This window comes from Aliiroseovarius sp. ABM4_368, from assembly GCF_056161205.1.
The window spans coordinates 79,350-100,056 of record NZ_JBSWYR010000004.1 but is presented as its reverse complement, the minus strand read 5'-3'; the positions used below and the strand labels follow the sequence as shown (position 1 = coordinate 100,056).

Below are 20,707 nucleotides of genomic sequence, written 5' to 3'. Positions count from 1 at the left end.
TCTGGGCTAGCCCACGTAGTCGAGGCGCGCAAGTTGTCAGCGCTACTTGATCTCTTCATCCGGGCCAACGCCCCAGATCGTTTCTTTGGTGGTCCAACCACGAATGCCGTCTGCCTTCAGGCGGCACCACACCGGACCGCAGCTTTCGATCCGTGCAACAACGCCCGCCTCGAGATAGGCGTTGATCTGGCTCTCCGGGTCTGCGCGGCTGTATAGCGGCATCAAATCCTGATCGACAATTGCCGTACGCACGCCCGACAGAAGCGAGTAATGCACCCATCCGCCGACGCCGTCGCGATCCTGAACTTGCCGCCAATGTTCGTATTCACCAATGACACGCAGGGGCATTCCGCGCTGTTTGAACACCCAGTCGATGCGATGGCGCAGGGACGGACCGCGGCGTACGTTGCCTTCTGACCCTTTCAGGGACACGAACCGAGGAATCGGCAGGTTGGTGACAACGCCACGCTTTTGCTTAATCTCGGGCGCGGTTTCAGATTCCGCGTGCCCCACCTGCACAGCCAGACACACGGCCAAAACACTCGCCGCAAAACGGATGCCTAATCGAAAACTCACGCCGATCTCCTGCTGCCCAACACCGCCCGCGTAATTTTATTTCGCCTACGATCCGGTGAGAGCTTGTACCTTGCCTCGTTCCTTGTCACTTTGTCAGGGACACGCGCAAAAGAAAAGCCACAGGGAGGCCTGGCATGAGTGCTGAACGTCTGAGTGTTGTCGTGACGCGACGGTTGCCCGAAGTTGTCGAGACCCGGATGATGGAATTGTTCGACGTCGAGCTTCGGGACGATGACCGCCCCATGACACAAGCCGAGCTTGCAGACGCGATGAAGCGCTGTGATGTGCTGGTCCCCACCATCAACGATCAGATCGACGCCAATATGCTGGCAGGCGCAGGCGAGCGTCTGCGCTTGATCGCCAATTATGGCGCGGGGGTTGATCATATTGATGTGGGCTCGGCCCGTCAGCGTGGCATTCTGGTATCGAACACGCCCGGCGTGTCAGCTGATGACACGGCGGATATGGCCATCGCGCTAATCCTTGCCGTCACCCGGCGTTTCCCCGAGGGCATCCGTGTAATGGCGTCCGGCAAGTGGGAGGGCTGGTCCCCTACCGCCATGCTGGGCCACCGCATTCAGGGCCGTCGCGTAGGCATCTTGGGTATGGGCCGCATTGGTCAGGCGGTCGCCGCGCGGGCGCGGGCCTTTGGGATGCAGGTGCATTACCACAACCGCAAACGGCTGCACCAGCAGATCGAAGAACAGTACGAGGCGACCTATTGGGAGAGCCTTGACCAGATGGTCGCGCGGATGGACATCCTGTCGATCAACTGCCCGCACACGCCGTCAACTTTCCACCTGATGAATGCGCGGCGTTTGAAGCTGATGAAGCCCGACGCTGTGATCGTAAACACATCGCGCGGCGAGGTGATCGACGAAAACGCCTTGACCCGGATGCTCCGCGCCGGAGAGATCGCAGGCGCCGGTCTGGACGTTTACGAACATGGATATGATATCAACCCTCGTCTGCGTGACCTGCCAAACGTGGTGGCGCTGCCGCATATGGGCTCGGCCACGATCGAAGGCCGCGTCGAGATGGGCGAGAAGGTTTTGATCAACATCAAGACCTTCGCCGACGGCCACCGTCCGCCCGATCAGGTCGTGCCGGGGACGCTGTAATCCGTTATGCACCGCCTTTTGGCACTTCCGGTGATGGTCAGCTTCGACTGTGTTCTGGCAGGGGGCTATGGCATCTTGCATAACCAGATTAGTTTCACAGTCGGGCCGGACTATTTTCACACCTTCAAGTTCCAGCAGTTTCGCATCCCCGAGCTTTTGCAGAGCCGCATTGGTGTGGGCTATGTGGGCTGGCAAGCCAGCTGGTGGATGGGGTTGGTAATCGGCATTCCAATTGCAGTCATGACGCTGGGCATCCCGTCGCCCGCTCGGGCGCTGCGGGTGTTTTTGCAGGCGGCATTTCTGGTGGTTGCGATCACTTTGGCGCTGGGCTTGGTCAGCCTCGCCTTCACTCCGCCGATGGACCATATCCCGGTCCCCGCGGCCGCTGCTGACCCAATCGGATTTGGACGCGCGGCGATGTTGCATGATACCTCGTATCTGGCGGGGATTATCGGGCTGGCGGTCGGGTTGCTCTATGTGGGCGCGAAAGTGCGTTCGGCGCGGCGGATACCTTTAATGAACCCATCCGAAGGGTCTTAGATGTTCAAACAAGCCGCCCTTGTCGCGTTAATCTGTTTAACCGCCTGCTCGCGCCCCTTGTCAGACAACGAGGTCGAGATGTCGCGGACCCTGTTTGGCGACAGCCTCGACACCAGCAAGGTCCGCGTCCGCGCCGGGGTCGGCGCTCTGCCACTTCCAAAACCGGATCCGATTCCCGAGGGCGCGCCCAAAACCGCAGCGCGAGAGATTCCGAAAACCGTCTGTGATCGCGTGGCGCAACCCGACCGAAAATGGACCTTCCCGGCGGGGTTCGTCTTGTGGAATCAGATCTATCTGAAACGCGATTACTATCGCGATGACATGTTCGAAGGCTGGCCCAAAAGTCTGCCCATGCCCCACGCGCTTTTGATGGCGCATGAGCTGGTGCATGTCTGGCAATGGCAAAACCGCGACCGCACCGGCTATACCCCCTATAAATCAGGCGCCGAGAGCTTTCAGCCCGGCGATCCCTATTACTGGCCGGGCCGCGAACCCGGCGCGTTTCTGTCGTACAATTTCGAAGGGCAGGCGGCCTTGGTCGAGGACTATATGTGCATGACGCTGTTCGTTCCGGACCACCCACGCCGCAAAGAGCTTGAGGCTCTGATCACGCCCGTGATCCCCGTGGACCAGTTGGCGGACGCACTGGCACGCTGAAACTGACAGGAATGTCGTTTTCATTCTGTGTAAGGTCGGGCAGGTTCGGACCTTGCGTGCGCCTTTCGGCATCTATGATGCAACAGATTTTTCCCAAGGGAGTCGCCCCATGAAAACCAATGTAAAAGCGCTTGTCGTCGGCGGTGGCGCCGTCGGTACGTCGATCGCCTATCACCTTGCCAAAGCGGGCTGGGATGATGTGATGCTGATCGAGCGGGACGAGCTGACCTCGGGATCGACCTGGCACGCGGCCGGTCTGCTGCCGCTTTTCAACATGTCCTATGCGACGACACACATCCACGACTACTCGGTCAAGTTCTATAAAACGCTTGAAGAAGAGACCGGCCTGAACGCGGGTTTTGCCGTGGTAGGCAACCTGCGTATGGCGCAGACCGACGAGCGTATGGATGAATATCAGCTCTATGCCTCGACCGCGGATACCGTTGGCATCAACTACGAATTCCTGTCCCCAGACCAGATCAAGGAACGCTGGCCGCTGATTGAAACCTCGGACCTGAAGGGCGCTTTGTACCACACGGAAGATGGATACATTAACCCGGCGGATGTGACGCAGGCGATGGCCAAAGGCGCGCGTCAGCGCGGCGTGGAAATCGTGCGCAAGCTGCAAGCCGATGCGTTCAACTGGACCGGCACGCATTGGGAAGTCACCTGCACCAAGATGGTGGAGAAGGGCGGCAACTTGATCGAGTCGGACGAGCAAGTCGTGATCACCGCCGAGCATGTCGTGACCGCATCAGGCAACCACGCGCAGCGCACCGCCAAGATGCTGGGCATCAAAATGCCCGCCATCCCGGTCGAGCACACGTTCATCGTCATGGACAAAGATCCCGAGTTGGTGAAGTGGCGTGAAGCCGGCAACCCCGAGCACCCCGTTGTGCGCGACGCCGACAACGAAAGCTATGCCCGCGAAGAGCGCGGCGGCTGGATCTTGGGCATCTATGAGCGCGGTGCCCCTGCGCGCTTTGAGCATGGCGTACCGGACAGTTTCCGTGCCGACCTGTTCCCGCTGGATCTGGACCGGATTGCAGACCAGTATATGGCGATGGCCGAACGCGTACCGTCCTGCGCTGAATCGGGCCTGAAAGACGACTTCAACGGCCCGATCTGCTACACACCCGACGGCAACCCGCTGGTGGGTCCGGCCCCCGGCCTGCGCAACATGTGGCTGGCGGAAGGCTTCAGCTTCGGGATCACCGCGGCTGGCGGCACCGGCTATTACCTTGCCCAGATGATGGTCGATGGCGAAGCCGAGATCGACATGGCGTCGCTTGACCCCAAACGGTATTCGTCGAACTGGATGACGACCGAGTTCGCCGCACGCAAGAACGAAGAATGCTATGAGCACGTCTATATCCTGCACCACCCAGATGAAGAGCGTCCGGCCTGTCGGCCCCTGCGTACTTCGCCCGCTTATGACCGCCAGAAAGAAAAAGGCGCTCAGTTTGGGTGGGTAAATGGTTGGGAACGCCCGAACTATTACGGCCCCATCGACGCGCCCTCGAACTTCGACGAAGAAAGCCGCTCGTTCCGCCGTGGTGGCTGGTGGCAGTATGCCGTGGACGAGGCAAAAGCCGTGCGGGAAGGCGTTGGCCTGATTGACGCAACCGCGTTCACCAAGCACGTCGTCAAAGGCCCCGGTGCAACCGCGTTCCTGGACTGGTTCACCTGTAACAAACTGCCGCGCGTTGGCCGGATCAACCTGACCTATGCGCTGACCTCGGCAGGGACCACCCGCACCGAATACACCATCGTCCGCAACGGCGAGAACAGCTACTACCTCGTCTCAGCCGGTGCATGGACAGAGTATGACGCCGACTTCCTGCGCAAGGCGGCCGAGGATAAGATGGAGGAGTTCGGCTATATCGAGATCCAAGACGTGACCACCCAGTGGGGCGTCTTTGCTATCGCCGGTCCGAAATCGCGCGACGTTCTGAAAGAGATTATCACTGACGCAGACCCGGAGAACGCTCTGACCAACAAAGCGTTCCCTTGGCTGTCCGCCAAACAGATCGAGCTGGGCATGTGCCCGGTGAATGCGATCCGCGTGGCCTATACCGGCGAGCTGGGTTGGGAACTTCACCACCCGATCGAGATGCAGAATTATCTGTGGGATCTACTGGTGAATGCGGGCGAAAAACACGGCATGAAGCTGGTTGGCGCACGTGCGCAGAACTGGCTGCGACAGGAAAAATCCTATCGTGCCTTTGGAACCGAGCTGGGCCGCGATGCAACCCCGGCCGAGGCCGACCTACCGCGTTTCATCGATCTGGAAAAAGACTTCCACGGTAAAGAGGCCATGGTGGCGACCGGCATTCGTGCCAAATGCTGCACGCTTTTGATCGACGGGCCGGATGATGCCGATCCGTGGGGCCGCGAGGCGCTGTTCTTGGATGGCAAGAAGGTGGGTCGCTTGACCTCGGGCGGTTATTCGGTTGCGTTTGAGAAGTCGATTGGCATGGGCTATCTGCCGCCGGAACTGGCGGTGCCGGGCCAGAAGCTGAAGGTCAAGATCATGGGCGCGCTGTATGACGCCGAGGTCACGGTCGACAGCCCCTATGACCCGAAAAATGAAACGATCCGCGTGAACGGCTGATCGGTTTAGACACAGGCAAAAGGCCCCGCGATTGCGGGGCCTTTTTTGTTGTGCAACCTGTTGCGCAGTAGGTGTCTAATGTCCGGTAGAATCCAAGGCGCGTGTCATTGCGGTGCGGTCACGTTTGAAGTGAGCCAGCCGGAATTCGTGGTGTCTTGCAACTGTTCCATGTGCCGTCGATATGGTGCGCTGTGGGCGCATTGCCCACCCAACGAAGGCGCGATCCTTACCGGGCAGGATCATACAAAGATCTACAGCTGGGGCGATCACATGATCGACTTCCACGCCTGTAAAACATGTGGGTGTATCACTCATTGGGGTGCGGGAAAGAACGCCGATCAAGATCGGTTTGCGGTGAACCTGCGGATGGCGCCGCTTAGGGTCATTGACGCGTCAACTGTCCGCCAGTTTGACGGGGCGGACAGTTGGGAGTTTATGGACTAGGTCCTATTTCTTCAGCTTGTCCATGATGTCGTCCACCACGGAACCGTCACCATCTGCATCCAGAAGCGAGGTCAGCGCGGACAGGTCCGGGCCGCCTTCTTTTCCGCCGCCCAGAAGGCCGCTAACAAGACCCATCAGGCCGCCGCCTTGCGACTGTGTGGCCTGAAGCGCGTCGATCGAGGCATCGGGCACCTGTTTTTGCAGACCGCCTTGGGCCATCGCGCCAAGCGAGGGCAGGAAGGCCATGATCTGTTCCATGTCAATTCCGGTACGTTCGGCGGCTTGCTCGGCCAGCGCGTTGGTGCCGTTTTCGCCCAGCAGACCGTTCAGGAAGTTTGCACCCTGCGCAGCACCTTCGGGGCTGGCGGCTTGGGTGGCGTCGTCAAACATTGCGGCTTGATCTTCGCCTTTCAGTGCACCCAGAACAGAATCCAGTTCGCCACCTTCGGCTTGCTGTTTCGCCGCTTTGCCGATCACAGGGGCCAGCAGGTTTGTCAAATCTCCGGCCTGTGTTGCGTCCAGACCGACCTTTTCTGCCAGCGCCGAAAGACCCTGACCGTTCTGAGCTTGTTGAAGCAATTGCAAAAGGGACATGTCGTAACTCCTTGTCTAAATCGCGGTCAGAATGACGTGCGTTTTGCGTTCAGATAAGGGGAAAGTGGAAGATATCTTAACCATTCGCAGAGACAGCAAGGAGCATTCAGGCCGAGGAGATCGGAACCAAATGGTTGTCCCATGCCCAATCGCCCGCCACAGGAACCAGCGTTTCCACTCCGTCCACGCGATGCACCAGCCCTCCGTCGCGTGTGATCATCAGGCCTCCGTTTCGTGACCGGGCCACCCCAGCGGCTGTGCCGTGCTGCGCCGATCCGTTGGGCGTGCCGTCTGCGTTGAAAAACAGCACATGGCTGCCTTTGGGACCGGTCACGGCAATCTCGCCACTGTCGGCGCAGGTGGCGATGGACCCAGCATAGTTTTTCAAACGGGTTTCGTTCGGGTGGGACAGAAGCTCGGGCGCTGTGCCTCGTGCATGGCGCAGGACCAGCGGCACCTGCTTGGTGGGCGCGCCCTGCCATTGCAGTGCTGCAACCACGTGACCCTGATGATCCAGCGCGATATGGCGAATCGAGTTCTGGTGCATCTCGCCGTCCAACGCGACTTGATCCGTGATCACGCCACCCGCGTCCAGATAGGTTAGATTGGTCTGCATCACTGGAAGGTTCAGCTTGGCGCGACCCATGTCGGGATGGGTCTGGATGCCTCCGTTCGCGACGACCAGCCCGCCGCCGGGCAGGGTGAGAGCCTCGTGCGGTCCAATGCCGCCCGAGGGCAGCTCTCCGATCCGTTTATAACCGTCCGAGGCGTCCCAGATGCCCAAAACACCAGCGGGCGCGTCATAGTCGTTTTCCGTGGTGTACAGCAGGGATCCGTCGGGTGAAAACGCCCCGTGGCCATAGAAATGCCGCCCCTTTGGGCTTTCCAAGTGGGCAAACTCGGCCCCTTCCGCGCAGTCGATGATGACGGCAAACCGACCGGGGCGGCGCGCGAAGGCGACGGCTTCGGGCCGGGTCGGGTGAAGTGATGCGGCGTGGCCGCGTCCGGGGATCGGGATTTGGAACCGGACGTCGCCCGCAACGCTTAACCCAACCAGCCAGGTCGAGTTGTCGGGCTTGTTCCCAGCGGTCACGAAATCCGGTGCGCCAGCATCGGCCCATACCGGAAGGGGCAGGGCGGCGGTGCCAAGCCCGGCGACCACACTGCGAAAGAAATCACGGCGATGCATGGGTTAGTCTCCGTCGCCCGCGCTGAAGCCTGTCTCGACCCCCAGGCTGGGGGCGATCTTGCCGTCAAAGTAGAACTTCAGTTGGTCCAGCTTCGTCATTACGCCATCAATACGTACGCGCATCAGCGGATCTTCTACAGCCTCGGCCAGCGGCGCTCCTATGCCCTCGATGCGGGTGCGCAAGTCTGCAATTATCTTGCTCGCCTCATCGCGTGCGGGGGCTGACACCGCTTCACCAAAGCCTTGGTCGATCAAGGCTGCAATGCCCATTAGCTGAGCGGTCATGATCTGGTTGGTCAACCCGGCGCGCCATGCCTCGGATCGCTTGGGAAATGCACGTTCATATGAGCCAAGCGGGCGACCCAGTCGATGGTCCTTCAGGCGCAGGATCGAAAAGTCGATGGCGGTAAGCGCTTGTTTGGTGAACTCGCTGTTTGAAAGGTAAACGGCATTTTCCGGTCCGGTAGTGCGAACTAGATCGGCCCAACCATCGGGCGCAAACCAACCATCGTACAGATCGCCTGCTATGCGGGCCAAATTGCCGGTCACGCCGACCAGTGCGGGGCAGGTTTGAAGATCTTCAAACAGAAGCCGTTCTATGGCGGGAAGCCCTTGCAGCGCTGCGCTTGAGGCCGCGACGATGGCGGGATCGCCCTGTTCTGCTTCGGGCCGTTTCAGATGTTGATGCAGGGCGCGACCCGTGAAGTTCTTCTTATCGGGAAAGAAGTTTACAGTCAGGGCAGCAGCCTGTTGTTCGATCGGGCCGAATTGATAAGCGTCCAACGGTGCCCATGCCAACCACGTGGCTTCCAGAGCCTCTAGAACGGGTGCGCGTGCACCTCCGTCACAAAACGTGGCAGAGGCGTCCGCCAGCCCCGCGCTTTCATCGCGGAACGCACCGAATTGGCCGTCGAACACGGATATGACGCGGGCCGCGATTGCGGAATGGTCAACCGGCTGGTCGGTCTGAGCGGTCAGAATTTGTGCGGGCAAAAGGCAGGTAGCAACAAAGGTGAAAAGGCGCATCAGAGCGACTCCAGAAATGTGATCAGTGCAGCACGGTCGGTCGGGTCCATCAGGCGCACAGTTTCCCGCGCAGCTTGGGCTTCGCCGCCATGCCACAGGATGGCTTCAAGTAAAGTGCGCGCGCGCCCGTCATGCAAAAAGCTGCTTTGGCCGCTTACCTCGGCAGTTAGGCCAATGCCCCACAAAGGCGGCGTGCGCCACTCTTGCCCGTCAGCTTGCCACTCGGGCCGGTGATCCGCCAGCCCCTCTCCCATGTCGTGCAACAACATGTCGCTGTAGGGCCAGATCATTTGGAATGAGCGTGCGGGATCGTCGGGCAAGCGATGGGTGACGAAGGCGGGGGTGTGACAGGCAGTACAACCGGACTGGTGGAACAGCTCTTTCCCGCGCAGCACTTCGGGGTCGCCCGCGTCACGGCGGGCAGGAGGGGCCAACATGGCAACATAGGTGGTCAGTAGTTCCAAAGCCTTGTCGCCCAGTTCAACCCCATCTTGCGCTTCAGTCTCGCCATGGCGTTCGGTGCGACAGTCGGTTTGGGCTTCGGTGCAGTCGCCCCAATGGGCGGGGAACAAGGTGGACGAAAGGCCAATGTCTCCGTTCGCGGCATCAGCGGATTGCTGGCGCAGGGTCGGGCTGCCTGCTTTGTGGCCGAAGCGGCCCAGCATGGGCTGGTCAAACTCGCGCGACCAGACCACGTTGGGGCGACCCGAGATGCCGTCGCTATCTGCATCGTCCGGATCGGCACCGGCTAGAATGTCGGCCTCGGGGATGGCTTCCAGAAGGCCCAGTCCGATCATCTGCGGCGCAATCCGGGGCGATGTCATCACGTCAGCCGCCAGTTTCCCTTGGGTGCCATCCTGAACAGAATAATGCGGCGCGCGGAGCGTGACGGTGGTTCCGTCGCCCAGCGTGACCGGCACGTCTTCATAAGTGATGCTCAATTGTCCCTCGGCCTGATGGCCGGAAATGGCGCGGGTTTGCAGTTGGAACCCATAGGTCGGCTCGGGCTGCATCCCTTCACCGGGCACGGACAGGCGCAACACCAGACCGGTGTGATCATTCGGTCCGACCACAACGCCCCGCCCGTCATTCACATGACAGGCCGAACACGCGCGCGTGTTGTAAAGCGGCCCAAGCCCGTCCGACGAAATGGTCGAGGCCGGTGCCTGCACCCAAAGCTTTTCAAACATCGCTTCGCCCAATGTAAAATCAAGCTTTTGATCTGCGGGCAAAGTGGGGAAGGGGGAAGAGAACAGCGCGCGTGGCTGAGGATCCATTTGCGTGGCCGCCCCGGCACTGCGGGTTTCAAACGGGTTCAATGCCGAGGCATCCGGTGCGAGGGCCTCTTGAATGCGTGTGATCTCGGCTTCGGAGCGGGGCTCTGGGGACAGGTGGGGTTCACCCCATGGGCCAAGAGCCTCGGCGTGACATGGCGCGGCCGCCGTCATCATCCCTGCCAATATCACTGTTCTGCGCATCGGTTTGCTCCTGCTTCTGGGGCGTTTTAGGGGGCTGGTCGGGGAAGGTAAAGATAGTTGACAGAAACACTCTGAATTTGACCCCGATCCCATTCCGGAACAGTGTTTTGCGATTTCAAAGAAATGGGTTACGCTCGTATCTGATTACGAGGCAATTTTTATGTCTGAACATATTTCGAAAACCGACGTGACCATGGGGTCCGACAAAAGTTTTGGCTTGGTCTTTGGCTGCGTCGCCGGGTTATTCACCCTGTATTTGTTGGTCCGGGGTGGGGCGTTTTGGCCCGCGACGGGGCTGATCGCAGCGGCGTTCTTTGCGTTGGCTTTTGTGCGGTCGGCCGTTCTGAACCCGCTGAATCGGCTGTGGTTCAAATTCGGTTTGTTGCTGCATTCGATCATCTCGCCCGTGGTGATGTTCATGGTCTTCGTGATTGCCTTTGTGCCCATCGCGCTGATCTTCCGCCTGAAGGGATCCGACCCTTTAGACCGGCAATTTGATCGTGGGGCACAGTCATATTGGAAGCCGCGGGAAACCAAACCGGAAAGCATGTCCCGGCAGTATTAACTTAAATTGCTTCATTGGGTGGAGGCGAAGAAATGTCATTTCTAGGAGAGCTCTGGTCGTTCTTACGGGTCAGAAAAAAGTTCTGGCTGGCTCCGGTTTTTCTGATCCTTGTGATTTTCGGGGGTCTTATCGTGCTAAGCCAAGGGTCGGCCATCGCCCCGTTCCTGTATCCTCTTTTCTAGGGGTGCCATGACTTATATCCTTGGCATTTCAGGGCTTTATCACGACAGTGCCGCGGCCTTGATCCATGATGGAGACATTGTGGCAGCGGCGCAGGAAGAACGGTTTACCCGTCAGAAACACGACGCGCGGTTTCCTGAACATGCAATCCGATATGTGTTGGACGAGGCAGGTATCAACCTGTCCGATGTCGATCACGTGGCCTTCTATGACAAGCCGTTTCTGAAATTCGAACGGCTGCTTGAGACCTATGTGGCGACAGCCCCGCGGGGCTTTGCCTCTTTCCGGGTGGCGATGCCAATCTGGCTTAAGGAAAAGCTGTTTCTGCGCCGGTTTCTGGTGAAAGAGCTGCAAAAGCTGTCGGCCGATTTCGACATGTCGCAACTGTTGTTTTCCGAACATCACATTAGCCATGCAGCGAGCGCATACTATCCCTCGCCTTTTGACGAGGCGGTGGTCCTGACCATCGACGGCGTGGGCGAATGGGCCACGACAACGTTGGGGATTGGGCGCGGAAACGAATTGGAGATCCTAAAGGAAATCCACTTCCCGCATTCACTTGGCCTGCTCTACTCCGCCTTTACCCACTACACCGGGTTCAAGGTGAACTCGGGCGAATACAAGGTGATGGGGCTGGCACCCTATGGTGCGCCAAAATACAAAGACCTGATCCTTGAAACCATGGTGGATTTGAAAGAGGACGGGTCGTTCAAGCTGGACCAGAGTTATTTCAACTATACCGCCGGTTTGACCATGACCAACAACGCCTTCGCCAAGGTGTTCGGCGAGCCGCATCGCGCGCCCGAGGCCGACAAGCTGACACAGTTCCACATGGACATCGCAGCTTCGATCCAAGCCGTGACGGAAGAGGTTGTCTTGCGGATGACCCGTGCGGCGGCGGCTGAGTATGGGATCGATAACCTGTGCATGGCGGGGGGCGTTGCACTGAACTGTGTGGCCAATGGCAAGATCCTGCGCGACGGCGCGTTCAAGCGGCTGTGGGTACAGCCTGCCGCAGGTGACGCGGGCGGCGCGGTGGGGACTGCGCTTGCGGCGTGGCATCAAGAACTTGGGAATCCGCGTCCGCCCACGGATGGTGATCGGATGAAGGGGTCTTATCTGGGTCCGGTCTATGGCACCGGGAAGATCTGCGCCGATTTGGATCGGCTGGGCGCGGCCTATACTGTGCACACGCAAGATGAAATGATCGAAGAAGCCGCCAGCGCAATCGCCGACGGCAAGGCAATAGGTTGGTTCCAAGGTCGGATGGAATTCGGCCCTCGCGCATTGGGTGGGCGGTCGATCCTTGGCGATCCGCGGTCGCCCGAGATGCAGAAAACATTGAACCTGAAGGTAAAATACCGCGAAAGTTTCCGCCCCTTTGCCCCGTCGATCCTGCGCGAGGATGTGGCTGACTGGTTCCAGTTGGACGATGACAGCCCGTATATGCTGATCGTCGCGGATGTTGCCGAGGCGCGGAAGAAGCAGATGAGTGCTGCGGAAGAGGCGCTGTTTGGTATCGACAAGCTGAACGTCCCGCGGTCTGAAATCCCAGCAGTCACGCATGTGGATTACTCGGCTCGGGTGCAGACGGTACATGCGGACACCACCCCACTCTATCACCGGCTGATCTCGCGGTTCAAAGAAATGACGGGCTGTCCGGTTGTCGTGAACACCTCGTTCAATGTGAGGGGCGAGCCGATTGTCTGCACTCCGGAAGACGCCTTTCGCTGCTTCATGGGGACCGAAATGGACATGCTGGCGATTGGCAATGTGATCCTGCGCAAACCGGATCAGGACCCTGCGTTGTCAGAGGATTACACCTCGAAATACGAGTTGGACTAGGGGTGCGGGAGCGGAAAGGAAAAGGAGCATCGACATGATTTCGCGGATTGGATCAATCCTGTGCCTGATCATGGCTGGGTATTTTCTGGCAACCGCAGGCTATGCGCTGCTGAACGCCTCGGACTATGCGGTGGGGACGGCGCGGCTTATGCGATACGTCATCGCGCCGGGGTCGATTGGGCTGATCTTTCTGCTGGCCGCGCTGTTCGTGAAAGGCGACAAAAGACTTCTGATCGGGATCTACTCTGTCGCCACTCTGATCGGGCTATTCGCCTTCGAGGCGTTTCTGACATGGCGCTCGATTCAGGGGTCGATTGGATTGGCAGGGTTCATGCAGAACGAGGATGCCTCGTATGAACGGTATCAGCGTTCCGTGCCGCCGACTTATACGCTGAAGGCGCTGAACCGCGACTTGAAGGTGCCCAGTCTTGCCGAGATGATAATGGGCACGGTGCCGGGGGAAGAGGTGCTGCTGTGTACGCGCGGCGGAGAACCCATAAGCTATGTCGCGGATCGCTTTGGGCTGCGAAACCCGGACGAGGTGCATGACGGACCAGTGAAGCTGTTGCTGCTTGGGGATTCCTTCACCGAAGGCATTTGCCTGCCGGATGGCGAGGATATCGCCAGTCACATCCGCGCCGAAGAACCTGCCATGGTGAATACCGGCACACGCGGGGCCGGGCCGCTTTATGAACTTGCTGTGTTGCGTCGTTGGGGCGAGAAGCTGCGCCCTGAACACGCAGTCATCTTCTTTTTCGAAGGCAACGATTGGCAGAACATCAAAAAAGAACTGACCTTTCCTTTTCTGACCGATGCGTTTGACCCCGCAAAGCCCGTGGGGCCTGTGGCAAGTGACGTAAACAGCCCCGAGGCTGTTGACCAATTGCTGACCAAATGGTGGAGCGAACAGCGACAAACGCTTGAAGGTTTTCTGAGTCGCAGATCGTGGCGCCGTAATTTCTTCGCGCTGCAACAATCAGCTTTGGTGATGGGGCTGCATTATCCCAAGGCGACAGTGGACAAGCCGGTCTATTTGCAGATTCTCAAGGCCGCGCGATCAACTGTTGATCAGTGGGACGGAGAGCTGACACTGGTCTATATCCCGCAAGTCGACCGCTTTGTGGGGATGCTGCCCAGTGCATCCATCTATGACGAGCTGCGCTTCCGCGTGCGGGATGCGGCGGGTCAGGCTGGGATCGATTTTGTTGATCTGGTGCCAGTGATCGAAGCACAAAAGTCGCCCCGCTCCGTCTATGCACCGGACGCGCATTTCAACGACGAAGGCGCGCGTCTGGCAGCTCAGGCGGTGTTAGAGCACTTGGCGAATTAACCCCTAGATCTGTGCCTTGGATCGCACAAATTGCTCGATCGCCGGGGCGGGAACGGCACCGGCCTGACGGGCGATTTCCTTACCGCCTTGGAACAGGATCAGTGCTGGGATGCCGCGAATGCCAAATTTGCGCGAGACATTTGGGTGGTCTTCCGTGTTGATCTTGGCGAAGCGGGCGTTGGGCGCGACGGACCGGGCGGCCTGCTCAAACGCCGGGGCCATCATCCGGCACGGGCCACACCACGGTGCCCAGAAATCGACCAAAAGCGGTGTCTCGTCATTGCGCTGTGCCTTGGCCAGCGTGGCCGGATCCAGCTGGCGCACCTTGCCGTCATTCAGCTTGGTCCCGCAGGTGCCGCATTTGGGCCCGGCCGACAGTTTGTCTTTCGGCACGCGGTTCACTGCGCCGCATTCAAGACAGGTCATCTTCAGGGCTTTGGACATCTCGGGCCTCGCTCACATACGGTACGGTGCATATGTGATCCCCCTGCGACCACGTCAAGGTCACACGGTGCTAAGCAAAATGCTGGTTTCGCTGTTGGTGATGCCTTCGACCACGCGGACCTCTCGCAATACACGGTCGAAATCGGTCAAGCTGTCGGCTGTCAGTTGCGCCACCAGATCCCATTTTCCGTTGGTCGAGTGAAGCGACCGAAGCTGAGGCAACCCGCGAAGACGCTTGATGACAGCAGTGGTGGACCGCCCCGACACCTCGATCATCATGATCGCATGCACGCCGTCCGGCCCGTGGTCCTCACGTGCGCGGATGGTAAAGCCCAGCACCGCGCCGCTGTCTTGCAGGCGGTCCAGTCGGGATTGAACCGTAGCGCGGGACACCCCGAGGATTGTTGCCAGTTTCGACACTGGGGCGCGCCCGTCTTCGCGCAGGATGGCAATCAGGTCTCGATCTAGATCATCAAAGATATGCATGGCAAAATGATAAGTTATAATTAGCAATTTGTCAAAATTTGGCGGGTACATGACCCAATAAGGTCATAGTTTATAAAATCTTGAAATTGTTAAACTGTTCACAATCCCCAATGTGAGCACCGCCAATAATGCCCCAAAACTCTCTCCAAGCGCCAAGCGCCGTCATCATGATCCGTCCGCATCATTTCCAGCCCAACGCGGAAACGGCGCAGGACAACGGGTTCCAGACCTCGGATTTGAACGCATCGACGGAAGAGCTGGCCAAGCGCGCGCATGACGAAGTCACCGGCATGGTGGACGCCCTGCGCAGCGAAGGGATCGAGGTGAACCTGTTTGAAGACCCGCGCGAGGATCGCCCCGATGCTGTCTTCCCGAACAACTGGTTTTCGACGCATCCGGGCGGGCACGTTGCGGTCTATCCGATGTACTCCAAAAACCGCCGGATCGAACGTCGTCAGGACGTTTTGGAAATGCTGAAGACGCGGTATCGCGTGCAGGATATCATCGACTATTCCGGGCTAGAGCAAGACGATCTGTTTCTGGAAGGCACCGGCGCGATGGTGTTGGATCACGTTGAGCGCGTGGCCTATGCCGCGCGGTCCAAGCGCACCAGCGAGGTTCTGTTGGAACGCTTCTGCACGCATTTCAACTATGAACCCATGGTGTTTGACGCCCATGACGCGGACGGGCTGCCGATCTATCATACGAATGTATTGATGTGTATCGGGACCGAGGTCGCGCTGATCGGGCTGGACACAATTCTGGACACGAACCGACGAGAGGAAGTTCGGGAACGTCTGACGCGCGGCGGGCGGGAAGTGATCGCCCTTACCCAAAAGCAAATCGCCGAGTTTGCGGGGAATGCCATTGAGTTGCAGGGCAAAAACGGGCGTGTTTTGGCAATGTCATCGCGCGCGCTTGCTGCATTGGAGGCGGAACAGCGCTGGCGGATCGAAGCGCATCTGAAGATCCTGCCCTTGGACATTCCGACCCTCGAAATGGCTGGTGGATCGGTTCGCTGTACAATCGCGGGCATCCATCTGAGCCCCCGGCCAGAAGCCAAAGTAGAAGGAGCCGCCGCATGACTAATATTCACCTGTTAGGCGTCCCAATGGAGGAAGGCGCTGGCCGGCGTGGCTGCATCATGGGGCCTGCTGCCTATCGCACCGCTGGTCTGGCCGAGGAACTGGCCGCTTTGGGTCATGGCGTCACCGATCTGGGCGATGTGCAGCGGGTCGACACCGGTCCGATCCAGACCGAACACAGCCACCTGAAATTCCTGCCCGAAGTGGCCGGTTGGACTCGCAGCTTGCACGAACAAGCGTTCGAGCAAGCACAAGGCGATGCGCTGCCGATCTATATGGGTGGCGATCACGCTTTGGCGCTGGGCACAGTGACAGGCCATGTGGCGGCGGCAGCCCAGCTTGGGCGCCCGCAATACGTTTTGTGGCTGGATGCCCATTCTGATTTTAACACGCCCGCAAGCTCGCCCAGTGGAAATATCCACGGGATGCCGATGGCCTTTGCCTGTGGGCTCGATGGTTTCCCGGATCTGCTGGGCAAACCCTTGCCCGCGCGTCTGGATCCGACAAAGCTGTGTATGATCGGCCTGCGCTCGGTTGACCGGGAAGAACGCGACCTTCTACAAAGCTCGGGCGTAAAGGCCCATGACATGCGTGCCATTGATGAACATGGCGTGGCGCGGATCTTGCGCCCGTTTCTGGACGAGGTCGCACAGGCGAACGGGCTGCTTCATGTCAGTCTCGATGTGGATTTCATTGAGCCACAGATTGCCCCCGCCGTGGGCACCACCGTCCCCGGCGGTGCTACCTTCCGCGAGGCGCATCTGATCATGGAGATGCTGCATGACAGTGGCCTTGTCACATCGCTCGATCTGGTCGAGCTGAACCCCTTTCTGGACGAACGCGGTCGCACGGCCCGTCTGATGGTCGATTTGACGGCAAGCCTGTTTGGCCGCCGTGTGCTCGACCGTTTCACCACCAGCTATTAAGGAGCGACCATGCCCCCCCTTCCTTCCGAACTTGCCTATGTCCCCTTCGTCTCGGTCGAGCATATGATGGGCTTGGTCCACCATATCGGCATCGAAACCGTGCTGCGTGACCTTGCCGATGAAATCGAAGCCGACTTCAAACGTTGGGAGCTTTTCGACAAGACCCCCCGCGTCGCCAGCCACTCGGATGTTGGCGTGATCGAGCTGATGCCGACCTCGGATGGCGAGATGTACGGGTTCAAATATGTGAACGGCCACCCGAAGAATACCAAAGAAGGGTTGCAGACGGTCACGGCCTTTGGGCTTCTGGCGGATGTAAACTCGGGCTATCCGAAGCTCCTGTCCGAGATGACCGTGCTGACCGCGCTGCGCACAGCTGCGACCAGCGCGATGGTGGCGAAACATCTGGCCCCCAAGGGCGCGACCACCATGGCGATGATCGGCAACGGCGCGCAGTCGGAGTTCCAATGTCTGGCGTTCAAAGCGATCTGCGGCATCGACACGGTTCGGCTTTACGACATCGACCCGGCGGCGACTGAAAAGGCCGCGCGAAACCTGTCGGGTCATGGGCTGAACGTTGTATCCTGCAAAACTGGCGAGGAAAGCATGGAAGGTGCCGAGATCATCACAACTTGCACCGCCGACAAGCAATATGCCACGATCCTGACCGACAACATGGTCGGCGAGGGCGTACATATCAACGCCATCGGTGGCGATTGCCCGGGCAAGACGGAACTGCACCGCGACATCCTGCTGCGCTCGGACATCTTCGTGGAATACCCCGAACAAACCTGGATCGAGGGCGAGATCCAGCAGCTGGACCATGGCCACCCGATCACCGAGATGTGGAAAGTGATCACCGGTCAAGCTAAGGGGCGCACGTCTGACAAGCAGATCACACTTTTCGACAGTGTGGGCTTCGCGATCGAGGATTTCTCGGCGCTGCGCTACGTCTCGAAAGCGATCGAGGGCACAGCCTATTTCACCCGGCTGGACATGCTGGCCGACCCGGATGATCCGCGTGATCTGTTCGGGATGCTGGAACGGTCGAAAAACTGACATGGAAAAGGGGCGCACACCGGTCTGGTTCGCGCCCCTTCTTTTTAATGAAGACCAATCAGGCGATGAAGTTCTTATACGCCGCTTCATCCATATAGTCGCCCAGCGGATCGGTGTCGGACGCCTTGATCTTGAACAGCCATGCGTCGCCTTCCGGGTCGTCATTCACCTTGCCGGGTTCGTCCACCATAGTCTCGTTCACTTCCGTGATTTCGCCATCCAGTGGGCTCAGGATATCGGACGCTGCCTTGACGCTTTCGATCACCACGATCTCGTCATCTTTCGACACGGTGTCGCCCGCTTCGGGCAGTTCCAGAAAAACCACATCGCCCAACTGCTCGGCTGCGTGGGTGGTGATACCGACCACGTAAACGCCGTCTTCTTCGCGCAGCCATTCGTGTTCTTCGGTGTAATACATTCGGTGTCTCCTGCTGGTATTTCCCTGACCGTATCGCCGCCCGCGCGTGGCGGCAAGAGCTTGTGTCTTGCTGGGTAGGGGTGCAATCTGTGCTGCATGAATACGCCTGCAAACGACCCGCATTTCTTTGGCTATGGTTCTTTGGTGAACCGCCAGACGCACAGCTATGAGAACCCCCGCGCCGCACGTGTGACGGGGTGGCATCGGGCGTGGCGACGGTCGCCGCATCGGGCGCTGTGTTACCTTACCGCGGTGCCGGACGGTGCAGATTATATCGAGGGGCTGATCGCCTCGGTCCCCGGTGCAGATTGGGATGCCTTGGACGAGCGCGAGCGCGCCTATGCGCGCGTGGCTTTGGGCCCCGAGATCCGTCATGACGGCGGTGATCTGGATGTGGCGATCTATGCGATTGCGCCCGGCGAGCATCACGCGCCGACCGACGATAATCCGGTGTTGCTAAGCTATCTGGATGTAGTCGTGCAGGGCTATTATCGCGAGTTTGGGTCGGATGGCGTGACCCATTTCTTTGAAACGACCGAGGGCTGGAATGCCCCCATCCTAAACGACCGCGCTGACCCGATTTACCCGCGCGCGCAGGTGCTGAGCACGGAAGAAACGGCTTTGGTCGACGAAGGCCTCGCGCGGCTATCGGCGGTTGTGAAAGAGCGAGATGAGACGGGTCTGTCGCTGGTACGGATGCGCGGCACCGGGGCTTAGACCGACTTCGGCCTTGTTCAGCACTCGGGCGGAAAGGACCATCGCGATACCCGCGAAAGCGACGCCTCCGATGGCTTGCCCGATCAAGACACCGGGCGCACCCCAGTAGGCCGCTCCGATCATCACCAATGGGATGGTGCCAAGGGTCTGCCGCCCCCAATTCACCGATGTGGAATAGAACGGGTAGCCAAGGTTGTTGAAACTGGCATTGGTGACGAAAATCACGCCGTTGAAGTACCACGCCAGTGCGAGCGGTCCGCAGAAAAGGAAAACTAATTCTCGGCTAAGGCCCTCGGCGTTGAACACGTCCGCAATGGCGCCGCGCGCCAGATAGAGCATCGCGGTGACGACCAGCGTCACCACCAAAACGAATAAAAGCCCGTCGCGGATCGACCCACGCACACGGTCCATTTTACCTGCGCCGAAGTTCTGCCCAACGATGGGACCAATGGCCCCGGACAGGGCGAAGATGGTTCCAAAAGCTACAGGTATCAGGCGCCCAATGATGGCCATTCCTGCGACGGCGTCCTCGCCGAATTCGGCCATAGAACGGGTGACATAGGCCTGCCCCACGGGGGTAGCGAATTGGGTCAGGATGGCGGGCAGGGCGATGGTCATAATGGCGGGGAAGTCCACGCGGAACTCGGCCCGTGTGGGTCGGTCCAGCCCGCCGTGGTGGCGAAAGACCGGATAGACCGACATGAACGCCATGGTCAGGCGCGCAGCGACAGATGCCAGCGCCGCCCCGGCCAGATCAAGGTTTAGTCCGAAAATCAGGATCGGGTCTAACACTGCGTTCACAACGCCCGCGCCGATGGTCGCCATCATCGCGCGGCGGGCGTCTCCGTTCGCGCGCAGGATGGCACCGCCGACCATGCCGATGATCAGAACGGGCAAGCTGGGCAGGATGATCCGAAGGTAAGTGGTCGCAAGGGCAAGCGTCTCGCCTGACGCACCCAAAAATCCCGCCAATTGTGGTGTGTATGTCCAGACAAGGGCGGCAAAAGCGCCCCCGATGACCACTCCGTAAAGCAGGGCCGTAGCGGCCCGGCGGCGTGCGGTTTTGGGCTGACCTTCGCCCAATGCCCGCGCGACCAGCGCACCCGCCGCAATGGACATGCCGATCCCGAATGACGAAGTGAAGAACAGAATCGCGCCTGCGTATCCAACCGCAGCGGCCAATTCGTCCCGGCCCAACATCGAAATGAAGATCATGTCGACGAGGTCTACAAGGAAAATGGCCATCAACCCGACAGAAGAGGTCAGCGACATCACAGTGATGTGCCGAAGAAGATTGCCTTCCAGAAACTTCGCCTGAGTTTCGGCCATGATTGTTACCTTAACTGTTCACCGGGGGCAGCATGACGCAGAAAGCGAAGCAGTGCCAGAGGCCGGGGCGCACAGAGCCTGTGC

22 protein-coding genes are annotated in these 20,707 nt (G+C 59.3%); 13 read left to right on the top strand and 9 right to left on the bottom strand.

The annotated features are described in order from the left end of the window. Nucleotides 1–42: 42 nt before the first annotated feature. Nucleotides 43–576, bottom strand: a complete 534-nt coding sequence (locus ACXAH3_RS12490) for an SH3 domain-containing protein (RefSeq protein ID WP_474862422.1) — start codon at nucleotides 574–576, stop codon at nucleotides 43–45. A gap of 134 nt (nucleotides 577–710) precedes the next feature. On the opposite strand from ACXAH3_RS12490, the gene ACXAH3_RS12485 reads away from it, so the two are divergent. From ACXAH3_RS12485 to ACXAH3_RS12465, 5 genes are all read left to right on the top strand, one after another. Next, the gene (locus tag ACXAH3_RS12485) at nucleotides 711–1,697 is read left to right on the top strand and encodes a 2-hydroxyacid dehydrogenase (RefSeq protein WP_474862421.1); all 987 of its coding nucleotides are present in this window, start codon (nucleotides 711–713) and stop codon (nucleotides 1,695–1,697) included. 6 nt (nucleotides 1,698–1,703) lie between these two features. After that, the gene (locus ACXAH3_RS12480) at nucleotides 1,704–2,237 is read left to right on the top strand and encodes a hypothetical protein (protein ID WP_474862420.1); all 534 of its coding nucleotides are present in this window, start codon (nucleotides 1,704–1,706) and stop codon (nucleotides 2,235–2,237) included. Further along, a complete protein-coding gene (locus tag ACXAH3_RS12475) occupies nucleotides 2,238–2,894 on the top strand; it encodes a hypothetical protein (protein WP_474862419.1) in 657 nt (218 codons plus the stop codon). A gap of 109 nt (nucleotides 2,895–3,003) precedes the next feature. After that, nucleotides 3,004–5,508, top strand: coding sequence for a GcvT family protein (locus ACXAH3_RS12470; protein WP_474862418.1), 2,505 nt, complete (start codon nucleotides 3,004–3,006; stop codon nucleotides 5,506–5,508). A 78-nt stretch (nucleotides 5,509–5,586) separates the two neighbouring features. Continuing rightward, nucleotides 5,587–5,952: a GFA family protein gene (locus ACXAH3_RS12465; protein ID WP_474862417.1), complete on the top strand. Its 366-nt coding sequence runs from the start codon at nucleotides 5,587–5,589 to the stop codon at nucleotides 5,950–5,952. Between the two features lie 3 nt (nucleotides 5,953–5,955). Here the strand turns inward: ACXAH3_RS12465 and ACXAH3_RS12460 are convergent, their stop codons facing one another. The 4 genes from ACXAH3_RS12460 to ACXAH3_RS12445 form a co-directional block, all read right to left on the bottom strand. Then, nucleotides 5,956–6,546 carry a DUF937 domain-containing protein gene (locus ACXAH3_RS12460; RefSeq protein ID WP_474862416.1) on the bottom strand — a complete coding sequence of 197 codons (591 nt, stop codon included), beginning with the start codon at nucleotides 6,544–6,546 and terminating at the stop codon, nucleotides 5,956–5,958. 106 nt (nucleotides 6,547–6,652) lie between these two features. Then, complete coding sequence (locus ACXAH3_RS12455; RefSeq protein WP_474862415.1) at nucleotides 6,653–7,735, bottom strand: DUF1513 domain-containing protein; 1,083 nt, start codon at nucleotides 7,733–7,735, stop codon at nucleotides 6,653–6,655. A 3-nt stretch (nucleotides 7,736–7,738) separates the two neighbouring features. Further along, complete coding sequence (locus ACXAH3_RS12450) at nucleotides 7,739–8,761, bottom strand: imelysin family protein (RefSeq protein ID WP_474862414.1); 1,023 nt, start codon at nucleotides 8,759–8,761, stop codon at nucleotides 7,739–7,741. Next, nucleotides 8,761–10,239, bottom strand: coding sequence for a di-heme oxidoreductase family protein (locus tag ACXAH3_RS12445; protein ID WP_474862413.1), 1,479 nt, complete (start codon nucleotides 10,237–10,239; stop codon nucleotides 8,761–8,763). Before ACXAH3_RS12445 ends, ACXAH3_RS12450 begins: the two co-directional genes overlap by 1 nt. A 160-nt stretch (nucleotides 10,240–10,399) precedes the next feature. Between ACXAH3_RS12445 and ACXAH3_RS12440 the strand changes: the two genes are divergently transcribed. Genes ACXAH3_RS12440 through ACXAH3_RS12425 form a run of 4 tightly spaced genes read left to right on the top strand, consistent with a single transcriptional unit; the run spans nucleotide 10,400 to nucleotide 14,159 of the window. Then, nucleotides 10,400–10,804: an SxtJ family membrane protein gene (locus tag ACXAH3_RS12440; protein WP_474862412.1), complete on the top strand. Its 405-nt coding sequence runs from the start codon at nucleotides 10,400–10,402 to the stop codon at nucleotides 10,802–10,804. Nucleotides 10,805–10,836: 32 nt separating this feature from the next. Further along, the gene (locus tag ACXAH3_RS12435; RefSeq protein ID WP_240686454.1) at nucleotides 10,837–10,986 is read left to right on the top strand and encodes a DUF5989 family protein; all 150 of its coding nucleotides are present in this window, start codon (nucleotides 10,837–10,839) and stop codon (nucleotides 10,984–10,986) included. A 7-nt stretch (nucleotides 10,987–10,993) separates the two neighbouring features. Then, the gene (locus ACXAH3_RS12430) at nucleotides 10,994–12,829 is read left to right on the top strand and encodes a carbamoyltransferase family protein (protein ID WP_474862411.1); all 1,836 of its coding nucleotides are present in this window, start codon (nucleotides 10,994–10,996) and stop codon (nucleotides 12,827–12,829) included. Between the two features lie 34 nt (nucleotides 12,830–12,863). After that, the gene (locus ACXAH3_RS12425; RefSeq protein ID WP_474862410.1) at nucleotides 12,864–14,159 is read left to right on the top strand and encodes a GDSL-type esterase/lipase family protein; all 1,296 of its coding nucleotides are present in this window, start codon (nucleotides 12,864–12,866) and stop codon (nucleotides 14,157–14,159) included. Between the two features lie 3 nt (nucleotides 14,160–14,162). On the opposite strand, the gene trxC is transcribed toward ACXAH3_RS12425, so the two are convergent. Continuing rightward, nucleotides 14,163–14,603: a thioredoxin TrxC gene (gene trxC, locus ACXAH3_RS12420; protein WP_474862409.1), complete on the bottom strand. Its 441-nt coding sequence runs from the start codon at nucleotides 14,601–14,603 to the stop codon at nucleotides 14,163–14,165. 60 nt (nucleotides 14,604–14,663) lie between these two features. After that, nucleotides 14,664–15,089 (bottom strand): Lrp/AsnC family transcriptional regulator, encoded by a 426-nt coding sequence (locus ACXAH3_RS12415; RefSeq protein ID WP_474862408.1) that lies wholly within the window; start codon nucleotides 15,087–15,089, stop codon nucleotides 14,664–14,666. A gap of 167 nt (nucleotides 15,090–15,256) precedes the next feature. On the opposite strand from ACXAH3_RS12415, the gene ctlX reads away from it, so the two are divergent. The 3 genes from ctlX to ACXAH3_RS12400 are packed head-to-tail and all read left to right on the top strand — an operon-like array spanning nucleotide 15,257 to nucleotide 18,159. Further along, complete coding sequence (gene ctlX, locus ACXAH3_RS12410; RefSeq protein WP_474862407.1) at nucleotides 15,257–16,174, top strand: citrulline utilization hydrolase CtlX; 918 nt, start codon at nucleotides 15,257–15,259, stop codon at nucleotides 16,172–16,174. Then, nucleotides 16,171–17,100 (top strand): arginase, encoded by a 930-nt coding sequence (gene rocF / locus ACXAH3_RS12405; protein WP_474862406.1) that lies wholly within the window; start codon nucleotides 16,171–16,173, stop codon nucleotides 17,098–17,100. Before ctlX ends, rocF begins: the two co-directional genes overlap by 4 nt. 9 nt (nucleotides 17,101–17,109) lie before the next feature. Next, nucleotides 17,110–18,159 carry an ornithine cyclodeaminase gene (locus ACXAH3_RS12400; protein WP_474862405.1) on the top strand — a complete coding sequence of 350 codons (1,050 nt, stop codon included), beginning with the start codon at nucleotides 17,110–17,112 and terminating at the stop codon, nucleotides 18,157–18,159. A gap of 58 nt (nucleotides 18,160–18,217) precedes the next feature. Here the strand turns inward: ACXAH3_RS12400 and gcvH are convergent, their stop codons facing one another. Continuing rightward, complete coding sequence (gene gcvH, locus ACXAH3_RS12395) at nucleotides 18,218–18,577, bottom strand: glycine cleavage system protein GcvH (protein ID WP_474862404.1); 360 nt, start codon at nucleotides 18,575–18,577, stop codon at nucleotides 18,218–18,220. 96 nt (nucleotides 18,578–18,673) lie between these two features. Between gcvH and ACXAH3_RS12390 the strand changes: the two genes are divergently transcribed. Further along, nucleotides 18,674–19,294: a gamma-glutamylcyclotransferase family protein gene (locus ACXAH3_RS12390; protein ID WP_474862403.1), complete on the top strand. Its 621-nt coding sequence runs from the start codon at nucleotides 18,674–18,676 to the stop codon at nucleotides 19,292–19,294. On the opposite strand, the gene ACXAH3_RS12385 is transcribed toward ACXAH3_RS12390, so the two are convergent. Further along, a complete protein-coding gene (locus ACXAH3_RS12385; RefSeq protein ID WP_474862402.1) occupies nucleotides 19,223–20,623 on the bottom strand; it encodes an MATE family efflux transporter in 1,401 nt (466 codons plus the stop codon). The genes ACXAH3_RS12390 and ACXAH3_RS12385 overlap by 72 nt on opposite strands. Nucleotides 20,624–20,707 lie beyond the last annotated feature (84 nt).

What these genes read in the sequence shown, in the direction of transcription:
- rocF (WP_474862406.1), top strand. Translation starts at nt 16,171, where the DNA reads ATGACTAATATTCACCTGTTAGGCGTCCCAATGGAGGAAGGCGCTGGC.
- ctlX (WP_474862407.1), top strand. Translation starts at nt 15,257, where the DNA reads ATGATCCGTCCGCATCATTTCCAGCCCAACGCGGAAACGGCGCAGGAC.
- ACXAH3_RS12435 (WP_240686454.1), top strand. Translation starts at nt 10,837, where the DNA reads ATGTCATTTCTAGGAGAGCTCTGGTCGTTCTTACGGGTCAGAAAAAAG.
- ACXAH3_RS12450 (WP_474862414.1), bottom strand. Translation starts at nt 8,761, where the DNA reads ATGCGCCTTTTCACCTTTGTTGCTACCTGCCTTTTGCCCGCACAAATT.
- ACXAH3_RS12465 (WP_474862417.1), top strand. Translation starts at nt 5,587, where the DNA reads ATGTCCGGTAGAATCCAAGGCGCGTGTCATTGCGGTGCGGTCACGTTT.
- ACXAH3_RS12415 (WP_474862408.1), bottom strand. Translation starts at nt 15,089, where the DNA reads ATGCATATCTTTGATGATCTAGATCGAGACCTGATTGCCATCCTGCGC.
- ACXAH3_RS12445 (WP_474862413.1), bottom strand. Translation starts at nt 10,239, where the DNA reads ATGCGCAGAACAGTGATATTGGCAGGGATGATGACGGCGGCCGCGCCA.
- gcvH (WP_474862404.1), bottom strand. Translation starts at nt 18,577, where the DNA reads ATGTATTACACCGAAGAACACGAATGGCTGCGCGAAGAAGACGGCGTT.
- trxC (WP_474862409.1), bottom strand. Translation starts at nt 14,603, where the DNA reads ATGTCCAAAGCCCTGAAGATGACCTGTCTTGAATGCGGCGCAGTGAAC.
- ACXAH3_RS12470 (WP_474862418.1), top strand. Translation starts at nt 3,004, where the DNA reads ATGAAAACCAATGTAAAAGCGCTTGTCGTCGGCGGTGGCGCCGTCGGT.
- ACXAH3_RS12425 (WP_474862410.1), top strand. Translation starts at nt 12,864, where the DNA reads ATGATTTCGCGGATTGGATCAATCCTGTGCCTGATCATGGCTGGGTAT.
- ACXAH3_RS12390 (WP_474862403.1), top strand. Translation starts at nt 18,674, where the DNA reads ATGAATACGCCTGCAAACGACCCGCATTTCTTTGGCTATGGTTCTTTG.
- ACXAH3_RS12460 (WP_474862416.1), bottom strand. Translation starts at nt 6,546, where the DNA reads ATGTCCCTTTTGCAATTGCTTCAACAAGCTCAGAACGGTCAGGGTCTT.
- ACXAH3_RS12400 (WP_474862405.1), top strand. Translation starts at nt 17,110, where the DNA reads ATGCCCCCCCTTCCTTCCGAACTTGCCTATGTCCCCTTCGTCTCGGTC.
- ACXAH3_RS12440 (WP_474862412.1), top strand. Translation starts at nt 10,400, where the DNA reads ATGTCTGAACATATTTCGAAAACCGACGTGACCATGGGGTCCGACAAA.
- ACXAH3_RS12480 (WP_474862420.1), top strand. Translation starts at nt 1,704, where the DNA reads ATGCACCGCCTTTTGGCACTTCCGGTGATGGTCAGCTTCGACTGTGTT.
- ACXAH3_RS12485 (WP_474862421.1), top strand. Translation starts at nt 711, where the DNA reads ATGAGTGCTGAACGTCTGAGTGTTGTCGTGACGCGACGGTTGCCCGAA.
- ACXAH3_RS12475 (WP_474862419.1), top strand. Translation starts at nt 2,238, where the DNA reads ATGTTCAAACAAGCCGCCCTTGTCGCGTTAATCTGTTTAACCGCCTGC.
- ACXAH3_RS12455 (WP_474862415.1), bottom strand. Translation starts at nt 7,735, where the DNA reads ATGCATCGCCGTGATTTCTTTCGCAGTGTGGTCGCCGGGCTTGGCACC.
- ACXAH3_RS12430 (WP_474862411.1), top strand. Translation starts at nt 10,994, where the DNA reads ATGACTTATATCCTTGGCATTTCAGGGCTTTATCACGACAGTGCCGCG.
- ACXAH3_RS12385 (WP_474862402.1), bottom strand. Translation starts at nt 20,623, where the DNA reads ATGGCCGAAACTCAGGCGAAGTTTCTGGAAGGCAATCTTCTTCGGCAC.